Origin of the sequence: Kribbella kalugense, from assembly GCF_004365875.1 — a bacterium.
Taxonomy (GTDB): Bacteria; Actinomycetota; Actinomycetes; order Propionibacteriales; family Kribbellaceae; genus Kribbella; species Kribbella kalugense.
The window spans coordinates 793,366-816,535 of record NZ_SODF01000001.1; the positions used below are offsets into that span (position 1 = coordinate 793,366).

A 23,170-nucleotide genomic window follows, 5' to 3' on the forward strand; every position below is an offset into this window, starting at 1 on the left:
CCATGCGAATTGACGCGCACCAGCATTTCTGGGACCCGACGCGCTACTCGTACCCGTGGATGGACGGCGACGCGATGGATCCGGTACGGCGTGCTTTCACGCCGGACGACCTCCGCGCTGCGTTGTCGGACGGTGATCGCACGATCCTTGTGCAGACGTTGTCGAGCCTGGCCGAGACGCAGGAGTTCCTCAGCCTGGACGCCGACTTCGTTGCCGGTGTCGTCGGGTGGGTCGACCTGACTTCGCGTGCGGTCGGTGACGACCTGGACGAGCTGATCGACGGTCCCGGCCGGCTGGTCGGCATCCGTCACCAGGTCCACGACGAGGCCGACCCCGAGTGGTTGCAGCGGGACGACGTACGGCGTGGTCTCGCCGCCGTGCAAGACCGAGGACTGACGTACGACCTCCTGGTCCGAGCACGCGAAATCCCCGCGGCGGTCGACACCGTACGAGCGTTCCCCGAGCTGCAGTTCGTCCTCGACCACATCGCCAAACCACGCATCGCCGACGGCTCGGATCCGCTGTGGACCGAACGGCTACCGGCTCTCGCGGCCGCACCGAACCTCGCGGTCAAACTATCCGGCATGGTTACCGAAGCCGATTGGGCGAAGTGGACCGCCGAGGACCTACGTCCGTTCGTCGAACAGGTGGTGGAGTGGTTCGGCACCAACCGCCTCCTCTTCGGCTCAGACTGGCCGGTCTGCCTCCTAGCCGCCTCCTACGACGACGTGCGCACAGCCCTCGACACAGCCCTACCGACAATGAGCCCCACCGAGAAGAACCTCCTGTACGGCGGCACCGCCGAGCGCGTGTATCACCTGATGCCCCGCCAATCACCATCCGGATCCCCACACGTCCCCGGATAACTCCCATCACCCGCCCGGCCCCCGATCCCCGGATCGATGGAGGGTTTTCGGCTGGGGAGCGCATGCACTTCGCGCCCTGACGTCTCCCCTCCGTCGCGCCGCCTGAGCGGGTTCCGTTCGCCGAGTCGTGGGCCTGATCCGCGCCCGCGTCGGTCCAGAGAGTGGTCGGCGTCGCGGTTTGGGGTGTCCGGCCCGGTCTGACCGATGCGCAGGGAGCCGAGACGTGGCTCGTATGGCGAGGTGGGGAGGATTCCTGCCCGCTGCGGGTAGGAGATCCTCCCCAGGTCAGGCTTTGAGGGTCAGGCGAGCCTCGGGTTCAAGCCCGCGGGTGATTGCCCAGGGCATCGGTAGCGGCTTGTTTCTCCGCTGGCCGGTTGTAGGGCGTTATCGGCGAAATAACCTGTCAGCGGGAGTGCGTCACGACCGGCCGGCTGAGAGTAGGCGTAGGTCTCGGGCGCGTTGGACGGCTGTGGAGCGGTCGGTGGCGTTGAGTTTGGCGTAGATGTGGCGGAGGTGGGTGTTGACCGTGTTCAGCGAGACGGACAGTGCGGCGGCGATCTCCGGGCGGGTGAGGTTCGTCGGGAGATAGCGGAGTACCCGTAGCTCGCTTGGGCTGAGGTCGCCGGTGGAGGTCGCGCGGTCGGGTTCGGTTCGGGCGGCGTCGAGGATGTCCGCGATGAGTGCGGCATGCGACGTACCGTGTGGTGGGAGATCCTCGAGCAGCTGCCAGGCACCGGTCATCGCGAACGGCAGGATCACGCGGTCCGGCTCGGCCAGATTGAGCGCCCGCTCGACCCCGGCGCGCGCCGCTCGTAGGTCACCAAGTGAGCGGCAGGCGAGTGCGTCCAGCAGACAAGCCTCGATCAGGGTGATGACCGGGTTGATCGGCGCACTGCCATCGAGGACGGCTCGAACCGCGTCCCGCGCGCCAGCCGGGTCTGCTTCCGCAAGCCGCAGTACGGCGATCGCGTTCCGCAGCTCACCGGTCGCGGCCAGCTCCTCGTCGACGGCGACGACCGCGTCCCGTGCCTGATCAATCGAGCCGAGACGGACCTGAGTAGCGATGGACCAACCAACGATCCGCGACAGCAGCGCGTGCCTCCCGGCCATCTCGACCCGCTGTGCTGCGTCGAACTCGGCCAGCGCCTCGTGGTCCCGCCCGCGCGCCGCCTGCAAGATCGCGGCCGCGAGATGGATCACCAACCGGAGACCGGGTTCGGTACCACCCTGGGTTGCCCGTTGAGCGCGCTGCAGCCACAGCTCGGCCTGGTCGTAATCGCCTGTCCAGCTGAGGATTCCGGCGAGTGTCGCGTACGCCGGCGCGATCACCGGCTCGTTGTCCCACCCATGCCTGGCCGCTTCCGCGACCGCGTCCTCGCAGTACTGCCTGGCCCGGGCGATCGACGTCCCGACCGCGGCGAACCCGAGGTGAGCCATGCAGGCCACCTCGAGGTACGGCCGGCCGATGTCGCGGGCCAGGTCGGCGCCCTCCGACAGGTACTTCTCACTCTCGGCCAGCCGCAGCGACCAGGCGTCGCTGACACCGAGGTTGAGCAGCGCGATCGCCCGCAGATCGTTGCTGAGCGCAACCTCCGAGGCAGTCCACCGGGGATCGGGAGTCGGTAGCGCGTCGACCTGCTCGAAGACCCCGTCGAAGTTCCCGCGCAGCCGGGCGGACAAGAGCTCGAGCGAGGCGATCGCAGTTCGCAGCCGGTACTGCCGGTCGCGCGGCGTCGTCGCGGCGTACGCCCTGACCACGTTCAAGTGTCCTGCAGCCTGGTCGAGCCGAAGCTCGTCGAGATCGGCGATCGCGTGGACCAGCGCCAGGCCGGGGGAGTCCTCTTCGAAGCGTGGCGGGAACGACCGCAGCAGCGCCGCCACCGTCCCGGCCTTCCCGTCGAGGGTCAGGCTGAGCGCGTGATCGGTGAGCACGCGAGCCGCCAGGGCCCAGTCGCCGGCCGCCTGCAGGTGCCGGATGAACTCAGTCGGCTCGGCCCGCACGGCGAACCATCCGGCCGCGAGCCGATGCAGCTCGGGGATGTCGCCAGGCGTCGTACGGCGTAGTTCGAGGCGCAGCAGATCCCGGAAGAGATGGTGGTACCGGAACCAGGTCCGGCCAGGATCGAGGGACACCACGAACGCGTTGGCATCCTCGAGTTCGAGCAGGATCCGCTCCGACCCGGTGCCGCCGGTGAGGAGGTCGGCAAGCTCCCCGTTGACCTGGTCCAGCACCGACGTCCGCAACAGCAGCCGCTGTACGTCGGCCGGCTGCCGTTCGAGCATCTCGGCCATCAAGTATTCGGCGATCGTCCGGTCGTTCCCGGAGAACTCGGCCACGAACCGGGACGGATCCGGATGCCCGGCCAGCGCCAGCACCGCCAACCGCAACCCAGCCGCCCACCCCTCGGTCCGCTCATGCAGTACGGCGACATCCGCATCAGTCAACGTGATCCCGGCAGCCGCCACGAGCGCCCGGGTCTCCGCCAGGCTGAACCGGAACTGTCCCGCCCGAATCTCCGCCAGCTGACCGGCCAGCCGAAGCCGATGCAGGCGAACCGGCGACTCACCACGCGTCGCCACGATCGCGTGGACGTTCGACGGGAGGCTAGTCAACAGCGTCGCGAGCTGCTCGGCGGCCTCGGTCGTGCTCAGCTCGTGCAGATCGTCGATGACGAGGATGAACGGGTCGCCCGCCTCGACCAGTTCGGCGCGCACCTTGTCGACCATGGCCGGACCGTTGAACCCAGGTGACGGAGGCGGCGGCTCGGACCCACCCGTCGCCGCGCGCAGAGCGCCCAGCAACGCCAGCCAGAACAGCTGTGCGTCCTGCTGATCGGGCCGGACGGACACGAACGCAGTCCTGGCTCGCCGAGCGGCCCAGGCGCGCAGCAGCGACGTTTTCCCGCTCCCCGCGGGCGCCGAGACGACCGTCACCCGCAGCGTCGCGGCCCGGTCCAGGGCTGCGACGAGATCGTGGCGGTCGATCAGCCCGGTCGGTGTCGCGGCGTCTGGTCCAGGCACCTGGTCAGCCTAACCGCAGAAATCACTGGAATCAGGTGACGACCGGGCACGGGTCCGGCGGGAAATCTGAACCAAAACGAATGCAGGGAGATGACCAGATGACGGAGCGAGTGGCGATCGTGGTCGGTGCGGGCGGTGAGCTCGGTCGCGAGACCGTGGTGAAGCTGGCCGCCGCCGGATTCACGGTGGTCGGCGTCGATCGCAACGAGGACGGGCTGAAGGAACTGCCGGACGGCATCCGGTCCGAGGTCGCCGACGCGAGCGACCCGGCGGTCGCCAAGCAGGTGGTCGACCGGATCGCCACCGAGGTCGGACCACCCGAGGTGCTGGTGAACACCCTCGGCACCTATCACCTGGGTGGCGTCCTGGACGCGACGCCGGAGGATCTCCGGCTGATGCTCGACGTGAACACCGGCCCAGCACTCTGGCTCTCGCAGGCAGTCGCGCCGTACATGCGTGATGCCGGTACGGGCGCGATTGTCCACGTGGCCGCCCGTCCGGGGTTGGAGCCGACTCCGGGACTCACGACGTACAGCGTCAGCAAGGCGGCGCTGGTCCACCTGACCCGCGTGCTCGACGTGGAACTGCGGCCACTCGGCATCCGCGTGAATGCCGTCGCGCCGATGATCCTCGACACCGCCAAGAACCGGCCGTACCTGCCGCCGGACCAGCTGGCGCACGCCGTCGCACCCGAAGCCGTCGCCGGCATCATCGCGTTCCTCGTCAGCGAGGCGGCCGCGCCGATCAGTGGAGCCGTCATTCCCACCTACGGGGCCTGAGAAAGGACTGTCATGACATCAACGACCAACCGCCGCTCGTTCCTGGCTGCCGGCGCGGCGGTTGCCGCCGCGCCAGTGGTAGCGGGGGCACTGGCCTCGCCCGCCTCCGCCGATGAGCTGCCCGACTACGCGCCGGTCCCGCCGTCCGCATTGGGCCCGGCGGTCAACGCGCAGGGGTACTTCGTCGGGCGGGTGCAGAAGAACCTGTACTGGGTCACCGACAGCACCTACCAGGCAGCGTTCCTGACCACGAAGGACGGCGTCGTCCTGTTCGACGCACCACCCTCGATCGGCCAGAACATCCAGCGTGCGATCGACCAGATCGCCGCCGAGAACGGTGTGTCCAACAAGGTCACCCACCTCGTCTACTCGCACCACCACGCCGACCACCTCGGCGCCTCGTCGCTGTTCGGCAAGCACGTCACCCGGATCGGCCACACCGAGAACAAGCGATTGCTTGCCAGAGACAACGACCCGACCCGGCCGGTACCCGATGTCACGTTCGAGACCCGCCGTACCCTGCACGTCGGCGGTGAGCGGATCGAGCTGGCGTATCACGGGACGAACCACACCCCGGACAACATCTACATCCACTTCCCGGATCACGACACGCTGATGCTGGTCGACGTCATGCTGCCCGGCTGGGTGCCGTTCGACTTCTTCAACATCAACGAGGACGTGCCGGGCTCGATCGCGGCGCCGGCCAAGGCGATGGCGTATCCGTGGAAGCACTACATCGGCGGTCACATCGGCCGGCTCGGCACGCGTCAGGACATGACCGTGTACCGGCAGTACATCGACGACATCGTCGCCGGCGTGAAGCTGGCGCTGGTCAACGTGGACCCGACACCGTTCTTCGTGAAGTACGGGAACAACGCCTGGGCGGCGGTGAAGGAGTACCAGGCGGCGCAGGTGAAGTACGCGTCCGATCCGGTGATCAAGAAGTACCTCGGGGTGCTCGCCGCGGCCGACGTGTACACGGCGACCACGACATTCCTGATCCTCGAGTCGATCCGCCTCGACCTCGGAGTGGGTTCGCAAGTCCATCCGTGAGCGCCTCTTGACTCTTGTTCACTGACCAAGTTCGGTCGGGAAACGCGGCGACCCGGCGCTGGCGAAGGTCGGCCTCGCGACGATGCTCGACGATTCGTTCGACGACCGCTTCGACTATGGGATCGCTCGCCTGATCGGTTAGACCTGGCGGGCAAGGGTCTCCGCGAGGAGGTTCAGGGCGTCGATGACGCGCTGACGGTCGTCACCGAGGGCTTCGAGCAGCTCGGCCTCGCGAGCGAGCTGCCGGGGGAAGAGTTTGTCGACGACGGCCTCGCCGTCCGGGGTCAGCCGGACCAGGGCGGCGCGGCGGTCGTTCGGGCTGGGATCCCGCCGTACCAGGCCGCGCGTCTCGAGCCGGCTCAGCGTCTTGCTGATCGCGGCCCGCGAATGACGCATCTGGCCGGCCAGGTGGCGGGCGATCATCGGGCTCTCGTCGTGCCGGAGCCGGATGCAGATGTCGAGCTCGGCGCCGGTCAGCGGTGCGTCGACGTACAGCGGCTCGAGGGCCTCGTCGAGCATCGCGGCGATCCGCTTGAGCGGCCCGATCACCTCCATCGGCGAGGTGTCCAGATCTGGGCGCGCGGCCGTCCACGCCTTCCGGACCCGGTCCAGGCTGCGCTCATTCATCGGCCGTCCGTCTCTCTAGATTGTTAACTAGTTGACCATAGGTTACCTTATTTGCATGCCCCAGACCACAGCGGTACGCCGGCCGATCGCGCTGATCGTGATCCTGAGCGCGCTGACCGCCGTCGCTCCGTTCGCGATCGACATGTACGTGCCGGGCTTCCCCGAGCTCGGCGTGGAGCTGAAGTCGGCCGCGTCGACGGTGCAGTTGTCGATGAGCGTGTTCCTGATCGGCCTGGTGATCGGCCAGTTGGTCATCGGCCCGATCAGCGACAAGCTCGGCCGTCGGCGCCTCCTGCTCGGCGGTACGTCGTTGTTCACCGTCCTGTCCGTCGCTTGTGCGGTCGCCCCGACCATGCCGCTGCTGATCGCCGGCCGGTTCCTCCAGGGTTGTGCGGGGGCAGCCGGCCTGGTGCTTGCGCGGGCGGTGCTGACCGACCGGTTCGCCGGTCCGCGACTGCCGTTCTACTTCTCGATCCAGTCGATGATTCTCGGCATCGCGCCGGTGCTCGGGCCGTTGCTCGGCGGGCTGATCGTGACCGCGGGCGGCTGGCGGGCCGTGTTCTGGGTCCTCGCCGGGCTGGGCGTCGTACTGCTCACGTCGGTCTTCCTCGGGGTGTCCGAGTCGCTGCCGGTCGAGCGGCGGGCGCCGCAGGGGATCGGGGCCACTTTCACCGCGATGGGTCAGCTGATGCGCGGACGGGCCTTCGCCGGATACACGCTCACGTTGGGATTCGCGGCCGCTGCGATGTTCATCTACATCGGCGGTTCGAGTTACGTCTTCCAGGACCTGTTCGGCCTGTCGGCAGCGCAGTACGGGATGGTGTTCGCCTCGAACGCGGCCGTGATGCTGGTGGCCAACATCATCTTCGGCCGGGCCTCGAAACGGATCGCTCCGTCGCTGTTGCTGAGCGGTTACATCACGGTCGGCGTGGCCGGCGCGCTGGCGCTGGCGATCCAGGCCACCATCGCCCCGACGCTCGGCGGTACGTGGGCCGGCCTGGCCGTGGTGATGTTCGGCATCGGCGGGACGTTCCCGTCGGTCACGACGATCACGCAGACGATCGGGCGATCCCGCGCCGGCGCCGCGGCGGCCCTGTCCGGTGGCGGCACCTACCTGTTCGGGGCGTTGACCAGTCCGCTCAGCGGCGGCGAAGTGAGCGCGATGGCGCTGTACATGCTGATCGCCCTCGGACTGGCCGCAATCGCCCTGATCTCTGCCCGCCCGTGGCAACCTGTCGTTGAAAGGACACTGACATGAAGCTGTCGATGCGGATCATCGCCGCCCTCGCCACCCTGCAAGGCCATCCGATCCGGTTCTCCACGGTCGCCGCGCCGGAGAAGGACCCCGACAGCATCGCGATCGAGGTGAATCCGGATCCGCAGATCGGCCGCGCCCGGAACCTCCGCTCCACCAAGGGCATCGGGTACGCCGGGAAACTCAAGCTGGACCTGCTGATTCCGCAGGGTAGCGGCCCGCGTCCGCTGGTGCTCTACCTGCCCGGTGGCGGTTTCGTCGCCGCCCGCCGGATGATGGCAGCCAAGCAGCGGCAGTATCTCGCTGCCGCCGGCTACGTGGTCGCGAGCATCGACTACCGCACCACGACCGTCGGCGCGACGTACCGGGACGGGCTCACCGACGTCGCGGCCGCACTCGAGTTCCTGCGTTCGCACGCGACGGAGTACGGCATCGATCCGGACCGGGTCGCGGTTTGGGGCGAGTCGGCCGGCGGCTACCTGGCGTCGATGGCGGGAACCGAACCAGGCAACAGGATCACCGCCGTCGTCGACTTCTTCGGCGCCTCGGATCTCGCCTCGATCGCCGAGGGATTCGAAGGGGAGATCGTGGCGGCCCTGACCGGCCCCGGCGCCGCGATTCCGGCGTACGTTCTGGGGCCCGACCGGGCGGCGGCCGACCATCCCGACGAGATGCGGCAGGCAGACCCGGCGACGCGGGTCACGGCGGACACGCCGCCGTTCCTGCTGCTGCACGGCGACGACGACCGGGTGATTCCGCCGATGCAAACGGCGCGTCTGCACCAGGCGTTGCGTGAAGCCGGCGTCGACAGCACTCGCTATGTGGTAACAGGCGGTGGTCACGGCGACCTGTCCGACAACCCGGAGTTGTGGACCAGTAAGCAACTCATGGACCTCGTCGTCGACTTCCTGCGCACCCAGCTTGGTCACTGACTCAGGCGTGGGTTGGTAACGGAACGGGCCTCGGGTGGGCGGAGGGACGAAGTTGGGCGCATACTGGACCCGATGGAGTCTTCACGCGGGACGACGCGTCGTCACCTGTCCACGAGCCCCTTCCAGCGCCGGGTGCCCGACCCGATCAAGACGTTCGAGGTCGGTGACCGGGTGTCCCACGACAAAGAGGGTGTCGGTCGTATCACCGTTGTCGAGGGGACCGAAGCAGTTGTGGTCGACCTCGGCGAGGGTCGCCTGCTGCGCGTACTGGCGCCGTTCCACAAGCTCCACACGCTCTGACGCTGATCAGACGCAGTACCTGATCACACCTGACGACACCGCCCAGGTTCGCCTGGCGGTGCCGGGCTGTGGAGTCGACCGATGGTAGGCGACAGCACGTCTCGGGGATGAGGGTCGCGCGGCCCTGCTCTGTCGGTCTGGCTACCCGGTTGTGGGGTATACCGCCAAGCGAACAATCCCAGCGTAGATCCGCCGGACCGGTGCGTACCGGAATCGTCCGGACCTGACCGCTGACCGGACGCCGCTACTGATCGTGTCCAACCGATCACCCACCGAACTGCCCTGCGATCCCGCAACCTTTGCCGACCCGTGCGCATCGTGCCAGGTAGGGGGATTACGCAACGGGCAGTGGTTTCTGACGGCAACCGTGTGATTGCCATCAGCAACAAAGACGCAGCTGGCAGCCGGGGGGCCGAGCCAGACCACCTGCGTCGGCTTCTCAGGCTTCGACCGGTCATTCGCGGTCGGGCCTGATCGGGTCGCCGGTTTCCGGCGACGGGGGAAGGACGACTCATGCGAGTCACCAGCATGGCCGGTGTGGCCGTCGGGATCGCCGTTCTGATGCTTGGGGCGGGAACGGCAACAGGAGCAGTGAGTACGCCGGGACTCCAGATCGTCCCCGCGCCGGAGGGGCCGGACCAGGCGCAGTTCGTGCCGGGCGACAGCAATGTCGTACCGGCGACCGCGCCGCCGGCCACCGACATCGGGACGAAGAAGATCCAGTCGCTGGCGGCGCCGTTCTACGCGTGCTCGGGTTTCAGCGGGATCGAGAAGACGAACCCGGTGGCGAACCTGTACGCCGACAAGTTCCAATGGGGGCCGTACGCGGCGGTCAAGGTCGGCAACGGCGGCGGGAACATCAACTGGGCGGCGAATCCGTACAAGAACGCCAGCTGGTACATGTGGTTCCACTCGCTCCGCTGGCTCGGCCAGGGAATCGTTGCTGCTAGCAACGGTGACCTGACGGCGCTGACGCGGGTGAACACGATCGCGTACGACTGGTACCGCGACAACCCGTACTCCTGGAAGGCCAAGGCCCTGGTCGCCACGCTGTCTCGGTCGGCGACCCGGCCGGCCGGCCTCGCCGCGGCCGCGGTCACCTTCGCCGGCCGGCTGTCGAAGCTGGGGCCGGCAACGGCCGCCGTGGTGTTCGCCAATGGTGCACCGGAGAACGGCGGTGCGACAGACCGCCGGTTCGCCGACGCGGCCTGGAGCTCCAATCCGGCGTACTTCGCCCTGCGTGAGATTTATCTGGCCGCCTGCCAGTGGGGTGAGGACGTCTTGGCAGTCGGGTCCGACGATCCGGCGGTCGAGGCCAAGGCAGCCCTGGCCGGACAGCTCCTGGCCGATGCACTCGCCCCCACGAACTTCCTGCTGACCAACCCCGCGGCCCTGCGCCGGGCCGCGGAGACCGGCGGCTGGAGCCTCGTCAAGGGAGCCACCAACCTCGTCGGTGACGTGCTGACCAACGGCGGAAAACCCCGCCAGGTCGACTCCAGTTCCTTCGAGGTGGGCAGGAACCTCGCCGCCACCCCGGGCAAGGTGGTGTTCCGCAACGACCTGATCGAGCTCATCCAGTACACACCGCAGACCGAGTCGGTCCATGCCGTGCCGCTGCTCGCCGTCCCTCCGTGGATCAACAAGTACTACGTCATGGACCTCGCGCCGGGGCGGAGCTTCCTGGAATGGGCGGTGCAGCACGAGCGGACCGTGTTCGTGATGAGCTATCGCAACGCCGACGCGTCCATGAACGGCGTGACGATGGACGACTACCTGTCCCGCGGGCCGTGCGCAGCCCTCGACGTCATCACCGACATCACCGCTTCGTCGACGGTGGATCTCGTCGGACTCTGTATCGGTGGGGCGATGACGGCGATGACGGCGGCGTACCTGGCGCAGTCGGAGCCCGACCGGGTCGGCACGGTGACGTTACTCAACACCTTGCTGGACTATCGCGAGCCCGGCGCTCTCGGCGTCTTCACCGACGAGGCATCGATCGCCCGGCTCGAGGAGCAGATGGCACGCTCGGGCTTCCTCGACGGCGAGAAGATGGCTGGCACCTTCGATGTGTTGCGGCCGAACCAGCTGATCTTCAACTACGTGGTCTCGAACTGGCTTCTCGGACAGACGCCGCCCGCGTTCGACATCCTCGTGTGGAACGCCGACAGCACCCGGATCCCCGCCACTCTCCACTCGGCCTATCTGCGCTCCCTGTACGTCGAAAACCTGTTGGCGTCAGGTCAGCTCGAGCTCGGGGGGTGCCGTCTCAACCTGGGCGACATCACGAACGACGCGTACGTCGTGGGCGCCGTCAACGACCACATCGTGCCGTGGACGGCGTCGTACGAAGCCACCCAGTTGCTCGGCGGGGATGTCCGGTACGTGCTCTCCAGCGGCGGTCACATCGCCGGCATCGTCAACCCGCCCGGACCGAAAGCCTGGTTCGAGGTCGCCGCGGAGAACCCGACCGATCCGGCCGACTGGCGGGTCGCGGCGGAGCAGCACCCGGGAACGTGGTGGACCGACTGGGACGCGTGGGCCGCCGAGCGCGCGGGACCGATGGTCGCCCCGCCAGAACCGTCGGCCGAGCACCCGCCGCTGTGCGACGCCCCTGGCGAGTACATCCGCTTGTAGTGCGCCGACTCCCAACCCGAATGCACCGACCAAACCGCACTACGGAGGTCCACCCATGTTCGCCCACTCGTTCACAGCGCTCACTCCACTGTCCTTTCTGCAACGCTCCGCCGACGTGTTCGCCGACAAGACGGCGATTGCCTACGGTGATCGACGTATCAGCTACAGCGAGTTCGGTGTGGAAGCGACCCGCCTGGCCGACGCGCTGCGATCGTCCGGTATCCAGCCCGGCGATCGGGTCGCCTACCTGCTTCCGAACATCCCGGAGATGCTGATAGCCAACTTCGGCGTTCCGCTGGCCGGTGCGGTGCTCGTCGCGGTGAACACCCGCCTGTCGCCCGAGGAGGTCCGCTACGTCTGTGACCATTCCGGCGCGAAGATCCTCGTGGTCGACACGGAGTACCTGCCTGCACTGAGCCCGGCCGTCGAGTCGTTCCGGACGGTGAGTGAGGTGATCGCGGTCAGCGACCTGCACGGCCCAGCCGCGCACGAGGCTGTTGACCCGGCATACGTGCTTTATGACGAGTTCCTCAAGCGCGGGACGGGTGAGCCCGTGCGCTGGACGGTCGAGGACGAGAACAGCATGATCTCCATCAACTACAGCTCGGGGACGACAGGGCAGCCGAAGGGCGCGATGTACACCCATCGCGGCGCCTACCTCAACGCCCTCGGCGAGATCATCCATCAGCGCTTCGACCCCGAGAGCGTGTATCTGTGGACGCTGCCGATGTTCCACTGCAACGGCTGGTGCACACCCTGGGCCGTGACGGGGATCGGCGCCACCCACGTCTGCCTGCGAGCAGTCCGGGCCAACGTGATCTGGCACCTCATCGACGAGGAACGCGTGACCCACCTCGACGGCGCTCCCACGGTGCTGACGACGATTGCCGAGGCACCGGAGGCGCACGCGCTGGAACGGGAGCTGGTGGCCACCGTCGCGGGAGCCGCGCCGAGTCCGACGGTGATCGCGAGGATGCGCGAACTCGGGGCGCGGATCGTGCACGTCTACGGCATGACCGAGCTCTACGGTCCCTACACGCTGAACGAGTGGCAGGCGGGCTGGGCGGCTCTGCCGCCGGCGGACCAGGCCAGGCGCCAGGCCCGCCAGGGAGTGGCCATGATCCAGGCCGACCCCATCCGCGTCGTCGACCAGAACATGGTCGACGTCCCTCGCGACGGCCGGACCATGGGCGAGATCGTGATGCGCGGCAACAATGTGATGGCGGGCTATTTCGATGACACCGACGCCACCGAGAAGGCGTTCCGCGGCGGGTGGCTGCACTCCGGCGACCTCGGCGTACAGCACTCGGACGGTTACGTCGAACTGCGGGACCGCGCGAAGGACATCGTCATCTCGGGCGGCGAGAACATCTCGACCGTCGAGATCGAGCATGCCCTCGAGGCGCACGACTCGGTGCTCGAGGTGGCCGTCATCGGCATTCCGGACGACAAGTGGGGCGAGCGGCCGAAGGCCTTCGTGGTCCGGCAGCCCGGATCCACGGTCGACGAGGCGGAGCTGATCGCTCACCTGCGGGCCCACATCGCCAAGTACAAGGTGCCGAAGGCGGTCGAGTTCGTCGAACAGCTTCCGCGCACCTCCACGGGAAAGATCCAGAAGTTCGAGCTCCGCGAAAAGGAATGGGTCGGCCACGTGAGCCGGATCCAGGGATGAGCGACACCATGCTTGCTGACGAGACCTACGACGAGACCACCCTGACCACCACTGACATCGGCAAGTCGCTGGGCACCGACTACTTCGGGTTGCGCGACGAGCTGACCGACGCCGAGCAGGTGTACCTGGATCGCACCAGAGAGTTCGTGGACACCGAGGTACTCCCGGTCATCAACGGCTACTGGGAACGGGCCGAGTTCCCGTGGGCGCTGGTGAAGAAGATGGGTGCCCTCGGCATCGTCGGCGACGGCATCGTCGGCTACGGCTGCCCACCGATGAGCTCGGTCGCGGCGGGACTGATCAACATGGAGCTCAACCGTGGCGACGGCAGCCTCGGAACCTTCCAGGCCGTCCAGGCCGGGCTGGCCATGCGGTCCATCTGGATGCTCGGCTCCGAGGAGCAGAAGCAACGCTGGCTGCCGGCCATGGCGACCTTGGACAAGCTGGGCGCCTTCGCTCTGACCGAGCCGGAGCACGGCTCGGACGCCGTCGCCCTGGAGACGGCGGCCACGCGTGACGGCGAGGGCTACCGGCTGAACGGGAAGAAGCGCTGGATCGGCAACGGCACCATCGCCGACGTCATCGTCGTCTGGGCCCGCGACACCCTCGACGGCAAGGTCAAAGGCTTCCTCGTCGAGAAGGACGCACCCGGGTACGACGCCAGGCTGATCGAAGGCAAGGGCTCGGTCCGAGCCGTGTGGCAGGCCGACCTCACCCTCACCGACGTCTTTGTTCCCGACGCGAACGTGCTCCCCGGAGCACGCACCTTCAAGGACGCCGCGCGCGTGCTCGCCTCGACCCGGATCGCGGTCGCTTGGGGCGCCCTGGGTCACGCGGTGGCGGCGTACGAGGCCGCGCTGAGCTACACCCGGCGACGCCGCCAGTTCGGCAAGCCACTGGTCAGCTTCCAGATGGTGCAGGACCAACTGGTCAAGATGCTCGCCGAGGTCACGGCCATGCAGCTCTACTGCCTGCGGGTGAGCCGTCTCGAGGAGCAGGGAAAGCTCACCGACACGATCGCCGCCCTGGCGAAGATGAACAACACGCTCAAGGCTCGGCAGGTCATCGCCGAGGCGAGGGATCTGCTCGGCGGAAACGGCATCCTGCTCGACTACCACGTCATCCGGCACATGACCGACATCGAGTCGATCTACACCTACGAGGGCACCGAGCACATCCAGACACTGATCGTCGGGCGCGACATCACCGGTGTCAGCGCCATTTCGTGAAGGCATGTAGTCCGCAAAGCTAGACTGGCGCCATGACGGACCAGGAGATGCCGCATCTCATGCTCGGCCGGATCATCCGGGCGCAGCGTGAGCTTGCGGCACTTCCTATGCGCGAGCTGGCAGCAGCGGTCGGCATCTCGAACCCTTACCTGTCGCAGATCGAACGCGGCCTGCGGGCGCCGTCGGACGCGGTGCTGAACGCGATCGCCGACTCTCTGGAGACCTCCGTGCAGCGGCTCTACGCCGACGCCGGGTTCGTTGAGCCACTCTCCGAGGACCAGGCCGAGCCGGCAGCTCTCCCCGCGCAGATCGAGGCCGCCAACGAGCTCACTGCGACCCAGCGCCGGGCGTTGCTCGAGGTCTACCGCGGGTTCGTTGACGCCAACGCCGTCCGCCGGGCGCGCACGACCCGCGCCAAGCCGTAGCTATCGGCCTACGACCGCGCGGCGAGCGCGGCGAAGATGGGCTGCCAGTGGTCGCGGAGCGCTTGGCGGCCCATGAAGAGGCCGAGGTGCCCGCCGGTGGTCTGGCGCCGGTGGATGTCGGTCGGCCTGGTGCCGATGTGGTCGGCGAGTGCGAAGACCTGCGGGGGCGGCGTGATGCGGTCGGTCTTGCCTGTCAGCAGGTAGACGGGGCACGCGATGCGGGCCAGCTCGACCGTGTGCCCTGCGACCTGAAGGCTGCCCGCGACCAGCTCGTTGTCCTGGAAGAGCCGCTCGACGATCCACAGGTAGAAGGCTCCCGGGATGGGCTGCGTGTGCCGGAACCAGTTCTCGAAGGTCCGGTAGCGGTTGACGTGGGCAGGTTCGCCGATATGGGCGAGCAACTGCAGCTGGCGGTCGAGCTCGTTGGCCGGCTGCATCGCGACGAAGCCGGCCAGCAGGAACCTGCCAGGAAGGACGCCGCCGTTGGCCCCGACGACGGCCCGGTAGAAGGCCAGGTCGCGCCGCGGCGACAACACCTGCATCCAGTCGTGGATCAACGGCTCGCCGGCGTGGAAGTCGACGGGTGCGCCGGCGATGGTCAGAGTCTCGACCGTCTCCGGGTGCAGTGCGGCGTAGATGACGGCAAGCCAGCCGCCCTGGCAGTCACCGGCCAGATGGACCCGGCCACCCGCCAGCGCGATGGCCTCGTCGACGACCGCGACGTAGTCCTCGATCGAGGCGTCCTTCGTCTCGGCGGTGGCCCCGATCCAGTCCATTGACAGCACCCGGGTGAGCCCGGAGTCGAGAGCCGTCCTGACCTGGCTCTGGAGCGGGTCGTAGTCGACGATGCACGAGTCGTGACCCGCCTGGGGAGGCAGCAGGAGAAGGGGGATCGCGGCCTCGGAGCCGGCCGTCGAGAAGTCGCGCAGCCGGGCGATCGGCCACGCGGCGACGACGTTGTTCTCAGTGGCCCAGCGCGGCGGCTCGCGGTCCGCGATGGTCGTCGCCCAGGAGACAAGGTCGAGACCCACGCGGAGAGGCGTGCTGTGACGGGACACGATGTCGGCGAAGTAATCGCTCGCGCCGCGCACGAGCGTTTCGAAGTGGCCGAACGTCTCGTCGACCGTCGCGCTGACGATGGCTGCATGGGGGTGCGAGGTGGCCATGGGCGGGTCCTCACTGGTGATCGGGCGGGAATCGGTTCCGGTCGAGGGTTCCTCCGGCAACCGAACGCTCGCCCTCGATTCCGGAGGACGAGCGTGTGCGGCACCTCTGGTACGTGCTGTCAGTTCAGCAGGTCGCGCGCGGCCTGGCTGTAGGAGGCGCTCAGGTCGGTCACGAACTTGGCATGGGTGGTGGCCACGGCCGACACCCACTCCAGCTGGCTGGCCGACGCGACCTTCGTCTCGAAGTCCACCAGGCTCTGCAGGCCCTTCTCATAGGCATCGAGGGCGACGATGCCCGCACTCTTGGAGGACTCGATCAACCGCTCGTTGAGGTCGCGGATCCGCTCGGACGCTTCCTCCATCGACGGAAGGTCGGCGAAGTTCGGTGTGCTGCTCGTGCTCTCGGTGCTGGTGGCCATGAGATCCCTTTGCTGGTCGTCGGGTGGTGTTTGCTACGTTAGCACGGCAATTGCTAACACCGCTAATCCGCCTGCTCGGCTCTGCATCCCGGAGAGACGGTGATTTGTGCGGCGGGCACAGTGGCCGGCTCGAAGTTCGGGTCGGCGGGCCAGGAATCGGGAGGGGCTCACAGGCGAACCTTTAGGTACCAGCCGGAACCCAGCCCCGGCCCACCGAAAGGAAAGTCCGATGCTTGCTTACCTGATCCCGGTCCTGTCCACCATCGCCCTCAGCGTCCCGATGATCGGCCTGCGCCTGCTGGCCAAGCAGCACGGCTGACGTCACCAGCACTGTGGCGAGGCTCCGATGACACCCGCACCGGTCGCTGTGAACGGCAGCCTTCGCCGTCTCGCCGACGCCTTACCGGAAGGACGACGCTTCCTGGTCGTCGCGGCCGAGGAAACGTCCGGTCTCCACCGGATCGAAGAGCAGTTGCAGACCATGGCGATCCCGTCCGCCTGGCAGCCGTTGCCAGGGCTGTACGTCGGCGTCGTCGCGATCCGCCCGGACAGCGTCGACCGGGTGATCGGCCTACTGAACAGAACTACCGTCGGCCGGATCGGCGTGAGTCCGCCCTACCCCGACGCCGACCAGCTCGATCTGGGCCTGAAGCTGGCCCGGATCGCCTTGGCAGCCGCGACCGTGGCAGAGCCGGTCAAGCTCTTCGACCGCGCACCACTGAACATGGTCGCTCTCGCCGATGTCGAGGTCGCGCGAGCCGTCGTACACCTGGTCTTTGGCAATCTCGATGACCTGGCCGCCGACGATCGGGACATCCTGCTGGCCACGCTGGCTGCCTGGTCGACCCATGACGGCTCGGCCGGCGAAACCGCCGCCGCGCTGTACTGCCACCCGAACACCGTGCGCTACCGCCTCCACCGGGTGGAAGAGCGCACCGGTCGTTCACTGACCAACCCGCGCGATGTCGCCGAACTCGTCTTCGCGTTGCAGGCCCGCGCGTTGCTCGGCCTGGACTCCTAGTCTTGCGGGATCGCGTCCAGCGCGGCGCGTAAGCCGGCGCGGGCGGCGATGCCGAGCTTCGGGTACAGCCGGTGCAGGTGGGAAGCCACCGTGCGGTGGGACAGAACCAGTCGCGCCGCGATCTCCTTGTTGGTGAGTCCGGTCGCCGCGAGCTCGGCGATCTGCTGCTCCTGTGTGGTCAGCACGCCGGCCGCGGCCGGGCGGGGACCGCTGGCAACTCCGGCCGCGCGGAGTTCCTCGCGGGCTCGGCGCGCGTACTCTTCGGCGCCGATCCGGTCGAAGGTCTCCAGGGCCGCTCGGAGCTGAGCTCGGGCGCGGGCGGTGTCATGAGTTCGACGCAGCCACTGCCCATGGGCGAACTGGACCCGCGCGCGATCAAACGGCCACCGGTCGGCGTCAGGCACCGAGAGGGCTGCCTCGAACAGCGCGCCGGCCGCGTCGGCTGTCTCGCTTGTGCCGTGCGGGGCGATCAGGGCTGCCGCACCGGTGACCATCAGGTCGATCCGGGGACTGATGCGGTGGAGACCGGTCTGGTGCGCTGCGGCTACGTACGCGCGGGCGCGCTCGAGCTCACCGGATCGAATGGCGGCTTCGACCTGGTCGAAGACCATCCAGCGGCCCGGGATGCCGGTACTCGGTGCGATCTCCGTCAGGGCCTCGCTTCGCCTGCGCAATGCCTGGATCTGGCCGACCCAGAACTGGTAGCCGAAGGTTGTCGCGAGGTCCAGGGCTTCCTGTGCCAACCGGTCGGCCTCGTCCCACCGCCCGTGGACGTATGAGTCCTGGCTGAGCAGCATCAGGCCGGGCACAACCATCGCGATCGCCCCGTCGACTCGTTCCCGATCGATCATCCGTCTGATCAGGTAGCGGTAGTCGGACAGGAGATCCATCGCCGTCGCGGCGAATGCCAGCGGTATGAGTCGCCAGGGCTCGGCGTCGGCCGGCAGGTTCGTGAAGGCTTGCGCGAGTCCTGCCCGGATCGCGTCGGCTTTGCGGCACGGGTCGACGTACGCCTCGTAGCAGAGGCGGAACGGTACGACGTCCTCCGGCTCGAATCGAGCCATTGCCTTGTTGAGCAGCTCCCAGGGCTCTGGCCGGGAAGAGCTGAGGCTGACGAACAGCAGTGCGGACAGCATCGGGTCCAGCAGTCCGTCGGTGTCCTCGAGAACGTCGAGAGCCTGGGCCAGCAGTCGGTGGGCGGCCTCGAGGTCGCCGTCCTGGTAGGTGAGCAGTTGGGCGGTGGTGACCAACGTCATCGCGTCCGGTGTGGCGTCGGCGAGCAGATGGGGTACGTCGTCGAGTTGACCGGTGATCGTTGCGAGCCAGGCGGCTGCGGCTAGCCTCCGGGACCGGTCGGCCGCGCGCGGGCTGAGCTCAGCAGCCCGAACCAGCGCCGCGGGGGAGCGGCCGGGCATCGCAGCGTCCTCCAACGCGAGGGCCACGGTTTCGTCTGGTCCGTCGATGGCACCGGCCTGATGCCAGGCTTGACGCACAGGAGAGTCGGCCATCACCGCGGCCAGAGTCTGGTGGGCGTTGCGGCGTACATCGGGCGGTGCTTCGTGAACGATTGCCAGCCTGGTCAGCGGATGCTGGATCCGGATGCGCCCGTCCGCATCGACCCGAACGAGCTCCGCGTCCAGTGCCGGTGCGGATCCCCTAATGCCAGCAGGTTCCAGTGCGAGTTGCACGAGGAGCTCTCTGGTTGCTGAGGGCAACGTTTGGAGGTCAGGTGCGAAGGTTCGCAGTAATCGATCGGACAGCGGCAGGAACTCGGGCAACAACTCACGCCCGGAGCGCTGCCGACCGTCGAGCAAGGTGGGAAGTTCCTGCAGCGCGAGCGGGTTCCCGGCGGCTTCGTCGAGCATTCGCCTCCGTACCGCGGGCGCCAGGGCGGGCCAATGACTATCCAGCAGGGTCTCGGCCGCCGCCGCATCGAGTGGTCCGACGAGGAGTTCTGGCAGTCGCAGACCGCTTGCACCGAACCTTGCGGCTGAAAGGAGTGCGATCGGGTCGCTGCCGAACCTGCGGGCCGCGAAGCCCAGCACGCTGGCGCTGGCTGGGTCGATCAAACCGAGGTCGTCCACGATCATCAGGAGTGGTTGTTCGGCGGCCGCGTCGGTCAGCAAGGCGAGCACCGCGGTGAGAGTGGGCGGATCCGGCTCAAGGTTGGGCGAGAGGTCGAGGATGCGCCTGCACTGGTCGCCGCCGACGCGATCCACCCGATCACGCAACGGGTAGAGGAGTTGATGCAACACACCGAAGTTGAGCCCCGCCTCGAACTCGGCGCCGGATGCACGGAGCAACCGCATTCCACGATCGGTCGCCCGGTCAGCAGCAGCAGAGAGCAACGCCGTCTTCCCGACGCCCGGATCGCCGCGAAGTAGCAGGGCAGGCGAGGCCGAGGTATGCCGACCGAGCAGTGAGTCGATCGACTCGAGCTCGGCGGTTCGCCCGACGAGGTCTGACCGCAAGTCGTCCAACCCTTCGCAACTGATCGCCACCTGATCTCAGGATCCAAGCGGCCGCAGCAGCTGTCGATGTGTGTGCTCACAAGGTTCGGAGCCGTTGCGAGTGGCAGACCACAACCAGGACCACACCGCGGGCGACGCTCTACGATCGGCAGATGCACACGGACGACGATGCCGAGCGCGATGGCCGGATCGCGCAGCTGGCCATGGCGCTGCTGGGCCGTCTCGATCCGTTGGCCCGGACGATGGCGGAGTGGATCGAGAAGGCTGTCCCGGGGTACGTCGACAGCGGGCTCGTCCCGTACGCCGAGCTGCACGAGGACTGCAGTGCGCAGTTGCTGTCGATCCTGCCGGCGCTGGCCGGGTCCGAAACCGCCGACGTGGCCTACGCGAGGGCGAGCGGCCGCCATCGGGCCGGCGCGGGCGTCCCGCTGGTCAAGGTGACGGATGCCTATCGGGTCGGCGGCAGGTTCATCTGGGAGACACTCGTCGCGGAAGCAGAGGCTCTGGGTGCTGGCGTGCTCGGCAGCGACGCGCTGGTGCGGGCCGCGTCGAGGATCTGGCTGATCCTCGACGACTTCACCGACGCGATGGCCAGTGCGTACCGCGACGCGGTCGCCGAGCAGATCGTTGCCCAGGAGCACGAACGTTCCGCGCTGGTCGCCGCGCTGCTCGAGGGTCGGATCACCGAGAACGAGACGCTGTGGGAAGCAGCCGAGATTCTGCGGATCTCCTGGCGGGGACCGTTCGCGGTGGTCGCGGCGGAGGTTCCGGAGGTCGGGCGGCAGGCCTTCCCCGAGATGGAGGCGCGGCTGCGCTCGATCGGACTCGCATCGGCCTGGCGGCTGCTGGCGGACCTGCAGGTCGGGATCGTGGTGCTGCCCGAGAGCGGCCGGCTCGACCAGCTGGTCGCCGTACTCACCAAGCACGCCGAGCATCGCGTCGGTGTCAGTCCGCCGTACCCGGCGCTGGAAGGGACGCGTGAGGCACTCCGGTTCGCGAAGTTCGCCGTTCTCGGTACGGCGGCCGGTGCGAACGTCACGCTGTTCGACAGCTCGCCGCTCGCCGTGACCGCCGCCAGTACGCCGGAGGTGATGGCCCGGGTCGTCAGCTCGACGCTCGGTGCTCTCGACGCATCCGCGGATCGCGAGGTGCTGCTGGACACGTTGGCGGCCTGGCGGGACGCCGGGGGATCGAGCGAGGGCGCCGCGAAGCTGATCTTCGTACACCCCAACACCGTGCGCCAGCGACTGCGCCGGATCGCAGACCTGACCGGCTGCACGCTGACCGCGCCGCGTGACATCGCCCGGCTCTGCCTTGCCCTCGAGGCTGTCCGGCAGCAGTCTGCCGAGCTACCGCGGCTCGATCGCTAACTCGTCCAGTGGCAACAATGCCCGGACGAGTTGGGTGCGGGAGCTGACTCCGAGCTTTCTGAAGACCTTCTGCAGGTGGTACTCGACGGTGCTCTGGCTGATGAACAGCTGCGCGGCGACCTGACGGTTCGAACCACCTTCCGCGACCAGCCGCGCGACCTGGCCTTCCTGCGGCGTGAGTTTGCCGTGCCGGTCTGGCCTGGTGGCGCCGGTGGCCTTCAGCTCGATCCACGCGCGCCGGGCGAACGCTTCTGCGCCCAGTTGGTCGAAGATCTCCCGGGCGGCGGACAGGTGTTCCCGGGCGGCCCGCCTGCGACGCCGGCGTCGGAGCCACTCGCCGTACAGCAACTGCGCTCGGGCTCGTTCCAGCTGCGGACCGGGTTGCTCGATCGCCTGAAGATAAAGGGATTCCGCCTCGTTCGTCTCCGTCAGCAAGGCGCGGGATCTGGCCAGCAGGCCCTGAGCGCCGGCGGACACACGGTCGGTCAGCCGGTCCAGTGCCGACTCCGCTGCGTCGCGTTGTCCCGAGCGGACGGCGGCCTCGACCAGCTCGGGCAGGATCTGGGTGCCGAACCCGGGCGGATCGTCGTGATACACGAGCAAGGCGGTGGCCGCCGCGGACTCGTAGCGGCTCAGACCGAGCTCGTGGATGGTCAAGGCATACAGCGCTTCACTGTCCCGGTCGGTCGAGGTGCGCGACACGTGAATGTCTGGGAGTCCAGCGAAGGGATTGGATCGTTCGCTCGGCTCTCGGATCGCCGAAGTCAGGGCGATCCGGGCGGTCTCGAGGCGGCGGGCGACGAAGGCGAGCACGGTCATCGTCGCGTCGTCGATCCAGTGGGCGTCGTCGACGATGATCAGGACCGGCTCGACGGCAGCAGCGTCGGACAAGATGGTCAACGCAGCCAGACCGACCAGGAACAGATCCGGCGGCCCCGCATCGGTGATGCCGAAAGCTGCTTGCAAGGCTGCGCGTTGCGGCCGGGGGAGACGATCGAGGCTGGGCATCAGCGGCAGCAGCAGCCGATGCAGAGCGGCGAACTGGTACGACGACTCCTGTTCGACGCCGGCCAGTCGCATCACCCGCATCCCGGCTGCCTGACCAGCGGCGTACTCGAGGAGACGGGTCTTCCCATCGCCACGCAGTACCAGCGCACCGCCGGCACCGTCGCGCGCGTCGGCCAGCAGGCGATCCAGGGCAACCCGAGCAGGTAGCGACAAGTCGCCCATCCAGCCTCCTCAGGGTCGATGACGCCCTGACGAGGTTAGTGCGGTGAACTGCGGACTGGCTTGGGTCATCTGACTGCATTCACTACGCAGTTAGATGACCCAAGCCGAACTAGCCGGCCGCTTTCTCCGCCAAGTCGGCGTCGGCGCGGGCGAGGACGGCATCGAGTACGGCGTACTCCGCGTTCTCGATCGCCGAGTAGGCGAAGTCGATCGCGAACTCCGCGTCGCTGTCCGCATCCTCCGCGTCCCGCTCGGCGACCTTCGCGTCGTGGGCTGCCTTGCGCGCCTCGACCTTCTCGCGGACCTCGGTCAGGTGACGGCTCCACGACTGCTGGATGTCGTCGTTCCAGGATTTGGCCCGATCGGCCGCGGCTGTGGTGCCGCTGCGGAGCTTGTCCGCGGCCGTCTGGGTGTTCTGCCGGGCCTCTTCGACGTCCTGCTCGAGCTTGTCCCGGGCCTGGGTCTTGGCCGCGGCGACCCGGTCCTCGGCCTCTTTGGCCCGTTGCGACAACCGCATCAGATCGTCCGACAACGCCATGACGTCCTCCTGGAGATTCATTGGATGGGGATCGCCGACAAGCTAGGCCGATCCGGCCGGTTCCGGCATCAGGGTCTTCGGTAGTGGTGCCGGCGACGTCGCCGGACTGCGGATTCCAGTGATTCGCGGGCTGCGATTCCGATCTAGCTTGGTGCTCGATCT

General features: G+C 67.9%; 19 protein-coding genes. 12 read left to right on the top strand and 7 right to left on the bottom strand.

The features are described 5' to 3' along the window. Window positions 1-2: 2 nt before the first annotated feature. Window positions 3-866, top strand: a complete 864-nt coding sequence (locus EV650_RS03690; RefSeq protein ID WP_134115313.1) for an amidohydrolase family protein — start codon at window positions 3-5, stop codon at window positions 864-866. A gap of 417 nt (window positions 867-1,283) precedes the next feature. Here EV650_RS03690 and EV650_RS03695 read toward each other — a convergent pair whose 3' ends face one another. Next, window positions 1,284-3,887, bottom strand: coding sequence for a winged helix-turn-helix domain-containing protein (locus tag EV650_RS03695; RefSeq protein ID WP_134115315.1), 2,604 nt, complete (start codon window positions 3,885-3,887; stop codon window positions 1,284-1,286). Window positions 3,888-3,985: 98 nt separating this feature from the next. Between EV650_RS03695 and EV650_RS03700 the strand changes: the two genes are divergently transcribed. Then, window positions 3,986-4,666: an SDR family NAD(P)-dependent oxidoreductase gene (locus tag EV650_RS03700; RefSeq protein WP_134115317.1), complete on the top strand. Its 681-nt coding sequence runs from the start codon at window positions 3,986-3,988 to the stop codon at window positions 4,664-4,666. Window positions 4,667-4,678: 12 nt separating this feature from the next. Then, window positions 4,679-5,719 carry an MBL fold metallo-hydrolase gene (locus tag EV650_RS03705; protein WP_134115319.1) on the top strand — a complete coding sequence of 347 codons (1,041 nt, stop codon included), beginning with the start codon at window positions 4,679-4,681 and terminating at the stop codon, window positions 5,717-5,719. A 138-nt stretch (window positions 5,720-5,857) separates the two neighbouring features. On the opposite strand, the gene EV650_RS03710 is transcribed toward EV650_RS03705, so the two are convergent. Next, entirely contained in the window at window positions 5,858-6,346 is a 489-nt protein-coding gene (locus tag EV650_RS03710) for a MarR family winged helix-turn-helix transcriptional regulator (RefSeq protein WP_134115320.1), read from the bottom strand. Window positions 6,347-6,401: 55 nt separating this feature from the next. On the opposite strand from EV650_RS03710, the gene EV650_RS03715 reads away from it, so the two are divergent. The 7 genes from EV650_RS03715 to EV650_RS03745 all read left to right on the top strand — a co-directional run bounded on the left by EV650_RS03715 (window position 6,402) and on the right by EV650_RS03745 (window position 14,793). Next, complete coding sequence (locus EV650_RS03715; RefSeq protein WP_202874369.1) at window positions 6,402-7,604, top strand: Bcr/CflA family efflux MFS transporter; 1,203 nt, start codon at window positions 6,402-6,404, stop codon at window positions 7,602-7,604. Continuing rightward, window positions 7,601-8,533: an alpha/beta hydrolase gene (locus EV650_RS03720; RefSeq protein ID WP_134115322.1), complete on the top strand. Its 933-nt coding sequence runs from the start codon at window positions 7,601-7,603 to the stop codon at window positions 8,531-8,533. The genes EV650_RS03715 and EV650_RS03720 overlap by 4 nt, the downstream gene beginning before the upstream one ends. A 72-nt stretch (window positions 8,534-8,605) precedes the next feature. Next, entirely contained in the window at window positions 8,606-8,833 is a 228-nt protein-coding gene (locus EV650_RS03725; RefSeq protein ID WP_134115323.1) for a hypothetical protein, read from the top strand. A 513-nt stretch (window positions 8,834-9,346) separates the two neighbouring features. Next, on the top strand, window positions 9,347-11,467 hold the full coding sequence (locus EV650_RS03730) for a PHA/PHB synthase family protein (RefSeq protein ID WP_202874371.1): 2,121 nt from the start codon (window positions 9,347-9,349) through the stop codon (window positions 11,465-11,467). 55 nt (window positions 11,468-11,522) lie between these two features. Beyond that, a complete protein-coding gene (locus EV650_RS03735; protein ID WP_134115325.1) occupies window positions 11,523-13,139 on the top strand; it encodes a long-chain-fatty-acid--CoA ligase in 1,617 nt (538 codons plus the stop codon). Continuing rightward, the gene (locus tag EV650_RS03740) at window positions 13,136-14,368 is read left to right on the top strand and encodes an acyl-CoA dehydrogenase family protein (protein WP_202874372.1); all 1,233 of its coding nucleotides are present in this window, start codon (window positions 13,136-13,138) and stop codon (window positions 14,366-14,368) included. Before EV650_RS03735 ends, EV650_RS03740 begins: the two co-directional genes overlap by 4 nt. Window positions 14,369-14,400: 32 nt before the next feature. Further along, window positions 14,401-14,793, top strand: a complete 393-nt coding sequence (locus tag EV650_RS03745; protein ID WP_134115327.1) for a helix-turn-helix domain-containing protein — start codon at window positions 14,401-14,403, stop codon at window positions 14,791-14,793. A gap of 8 nt (window positions 14,794-14,801) precedes the next feature. On the opposite strand, the gene EV650_RS03750 is transcribed toward EV650_RS03745, so the two are convergent. Further along, on the bottom strand, window positions 14,802-15,959 hold the full coding sequence (locus tag EV650_RS03750) for a DUF3141 domain-containing protein (protein ID WP_134115329.1): 1,158 nt from the start codon (window positions 15,957-15,959) through the stop codon (window positions 14,802-14,804). 119 nt (window positions 15,960-16,078) lie between these two features. Then, on the bottom strand, window positions 16,079-16,378 hold the full coding sequence (locus EV650_RS03755) for a hypothetical protein (RefSeq protein WP_134115331.1): 300 nt from the start codon (window positions 16,376-16,378) through the stop codon (window positions 16,079-16,081). A 346-nt stretch (window positions 16,379-16,724) separates the two neighbouring features. Here EV650_RS03755 and EV650_RS03760 point away from each other — a divergent pair, with 346 nt between their 5' ends. Further along, window positions 16,725-17,399 carry a PucR family transcriptional regulator gene (locus tag EV650_RS03760; protein ID WP_134115333.1) on the top strand — a complete coding sequence of 225 codons (675 nt, stop codon included), beginning with the start codon at window positions 16,725-16,727 and terminating at the stop codon, window positions 17,397-17,399. On the opposite strand, the gene EV650_RS03765 is transcribed toward EV650_RS03760, so the two are convergent. Continuing rightward, window positions 17,396-19,870, bottom strand: coding sequence for an AAA family ATPase (locus EV650_RS03765; protein WP_166678008.1), 2,475 nt, complete (start codon window positions 19,868-19,870; stop codon window positions 17,396-17,398). The two genes, EV650_RS03760 and EV650_RS03765, sit on opposite strands and share 4 nt — an antisense overlap. Before the next feature lie 152 nt (window positions 19,871-20,022). Between EV650_RS03765 and EV650_RS03770 the strand changes: the two genes are divergently transcribed. Further along, window positions 20,023-21,240, top strand: coding sequence for a PucR family transcriptional regulator (locus tag EV650_RS03770; protein WP_134115337.1), 1,218 nt, complete (start codon window positions 20,023-20,025; stop codon window positions 21,238-21,240). On the opposite strand, the gene EV650_RS03775 is transcribed toward EV650_RS03770, so the two are convergent. Together EV650_RS03775 and EV650_RS03780 are read right to left on the bottom strand one after the other, a co-directional pair. Then, the gene (locus tag EV650_RS03775; RefSeq protein WP_134115339.1) at window positions 21,220-22,470 is read right to left on the bottom strand and encodes a helix-turn-helix transcriptional regulator; all 1,251 of its coding nucleotides are present in this window, start codon (window positions 22,468-22,470) and stop codon (window positions 21,220-21,222) included. The two genes, EV650_RS03770 and EV650_RS03775, sit on opposite strands and share 21 nt — an antisense overlap. A 109-nt stretch (window positions 22,471-22,579) precedes the next feature. Further along, window positions 22,580-23,029: a YtxH domain-containing protein gene (locus tag EV650_RS03780; protein WP_166678009.1), complete on the bottom strand. Its 450-nt coding sequence runs from the start codon at window positions 23,027-23,029 to the stop codon at window positions 22,580-22,582. Window positions 23,030-23,170 lie beyond the last annotated feature (141 nt).

Excerpts from the sequence above, each read along its gene's own strand:
- EV650_RS03690 (WP_134115313.1), top strand. The coding sequence starts at position 3 with ATGCGAATTGACGCGCACCAGCATTTCTGGGACCCGACGCGCTACTCG.
- EV650_RS03700 (WP_134115317.1), top strand. The coding sequence starts at position 3,986 with ATGACGGAGCGAGTGGCGATCGTGGTCGGTGCGGGCGGTGAGCTCGGT.
- EV650_RS03705 (WP_134115319.1), top strand. The coding sequence starts at position 4,679 with ATGACATCAACGACCAACCGCCGCTCGTTCCTGGCTGCCGGCGCGGCG.
- EV650_RS03710 (WP_134115320.1), bottom strand. The coding sequence starts at position 6,346 with ATGAATGAGCGCAGCCTGGACCGGGTCCGGAAGGCGTGGACGGCCGCG.
- EV650_RS03715 (WP_202874369.1), top strand. The coding sequence starts at position 6,402 with ATGCCCCAGACCACAGCGGTACGCCGGCCGATCGCGCTGATCGTGATC.
- EV650_RS03720 (WP_134115322.1), top strand. The coding sequence starts at position 7,601 with ATGAAGCTGTCGATGCGGATCATCGCCGCCCTCGCCACCCTGCAAGGC.
- EV650_RS03725 (WP_134115323.1), top strand. The coding sequence starts at position 8,606 with ATGGAGTCTTCACGCGGGACGACGCGTCGTCACCTGTCCACGAGCCCC.
- EV650_RS03730 (WP_202874371.1), top strand. The coding sequence starts at position 9,347 with ATGCGAGTCACCAGCATGGCCGGTGTGGCCGTCGGGATCGCCGTTCTG.
- EV650_RS03735 (WP_134115325.1), top strand. The coding sequence starts at position 11,523 with ATGTTCGCCCACTCGTTCACAGCGCTCACTCCACTGTCCTTTCTGCAA.
- EV650_RS03740 (WP_202874372.1), top strand. The coding sequence starts at position 13,136 with ATGAGCGACACCATGCTTGCTGACGAGACCTACGACGAGACCACCCTG.
- EV650_RS03745 (WP_134115327.1), top strand. The coding sequence starts at position 14,401 with ATGACGGACCAGGAGATGCCGCATCTCATGCTCGGCCGGATCATCCGG.
- EV650_RS03750 (WP_134115329.1), bottom strand. The coding sequence starts at position 15,959 with ATGGCCACCTCGCACCCCCATGCAGCCATCGTCAGCGCGACGGTCGAC.
- EV650_RS03755 (WP_134115331.1), bottom strand. The coding sequence starts at position 16,378 with ATGGCCACCAGCACCGAGAGCACGAGCAGCACACCGAACTTCGCCGAC.
- EV650_RS03760 (WP_134115333.1), top strand. The coding sequence starts at position 16,725 with ATGACACCCGCACCGGTCGCTGTGAACGGCAGCCTTCGCCGTCTCGCC.
- EV650_RS03770 (WP_134115337.1), top strand. The coding sequence starts at position 20,023 with ATGCACACGGACGACGATGCCGAGCGCGATGGCCGGATCGCGCAGCTG.
- EV650_RS03775 (WP_134115339.1), bottom strand. The coding sequence starts at position 22,470 with ATGGGCGACTTGTCGCTACCTGCTCGGGTTGCCCTGGATCGCCTGCTG.
- EV650_RS03780 (WP_166678009.1), bottom strand. The coding sequence starts at position 23,029 with ATGAATCTCCAGGAGGACGTCATGGCGTTGTCGGACGATCTGATGCGG.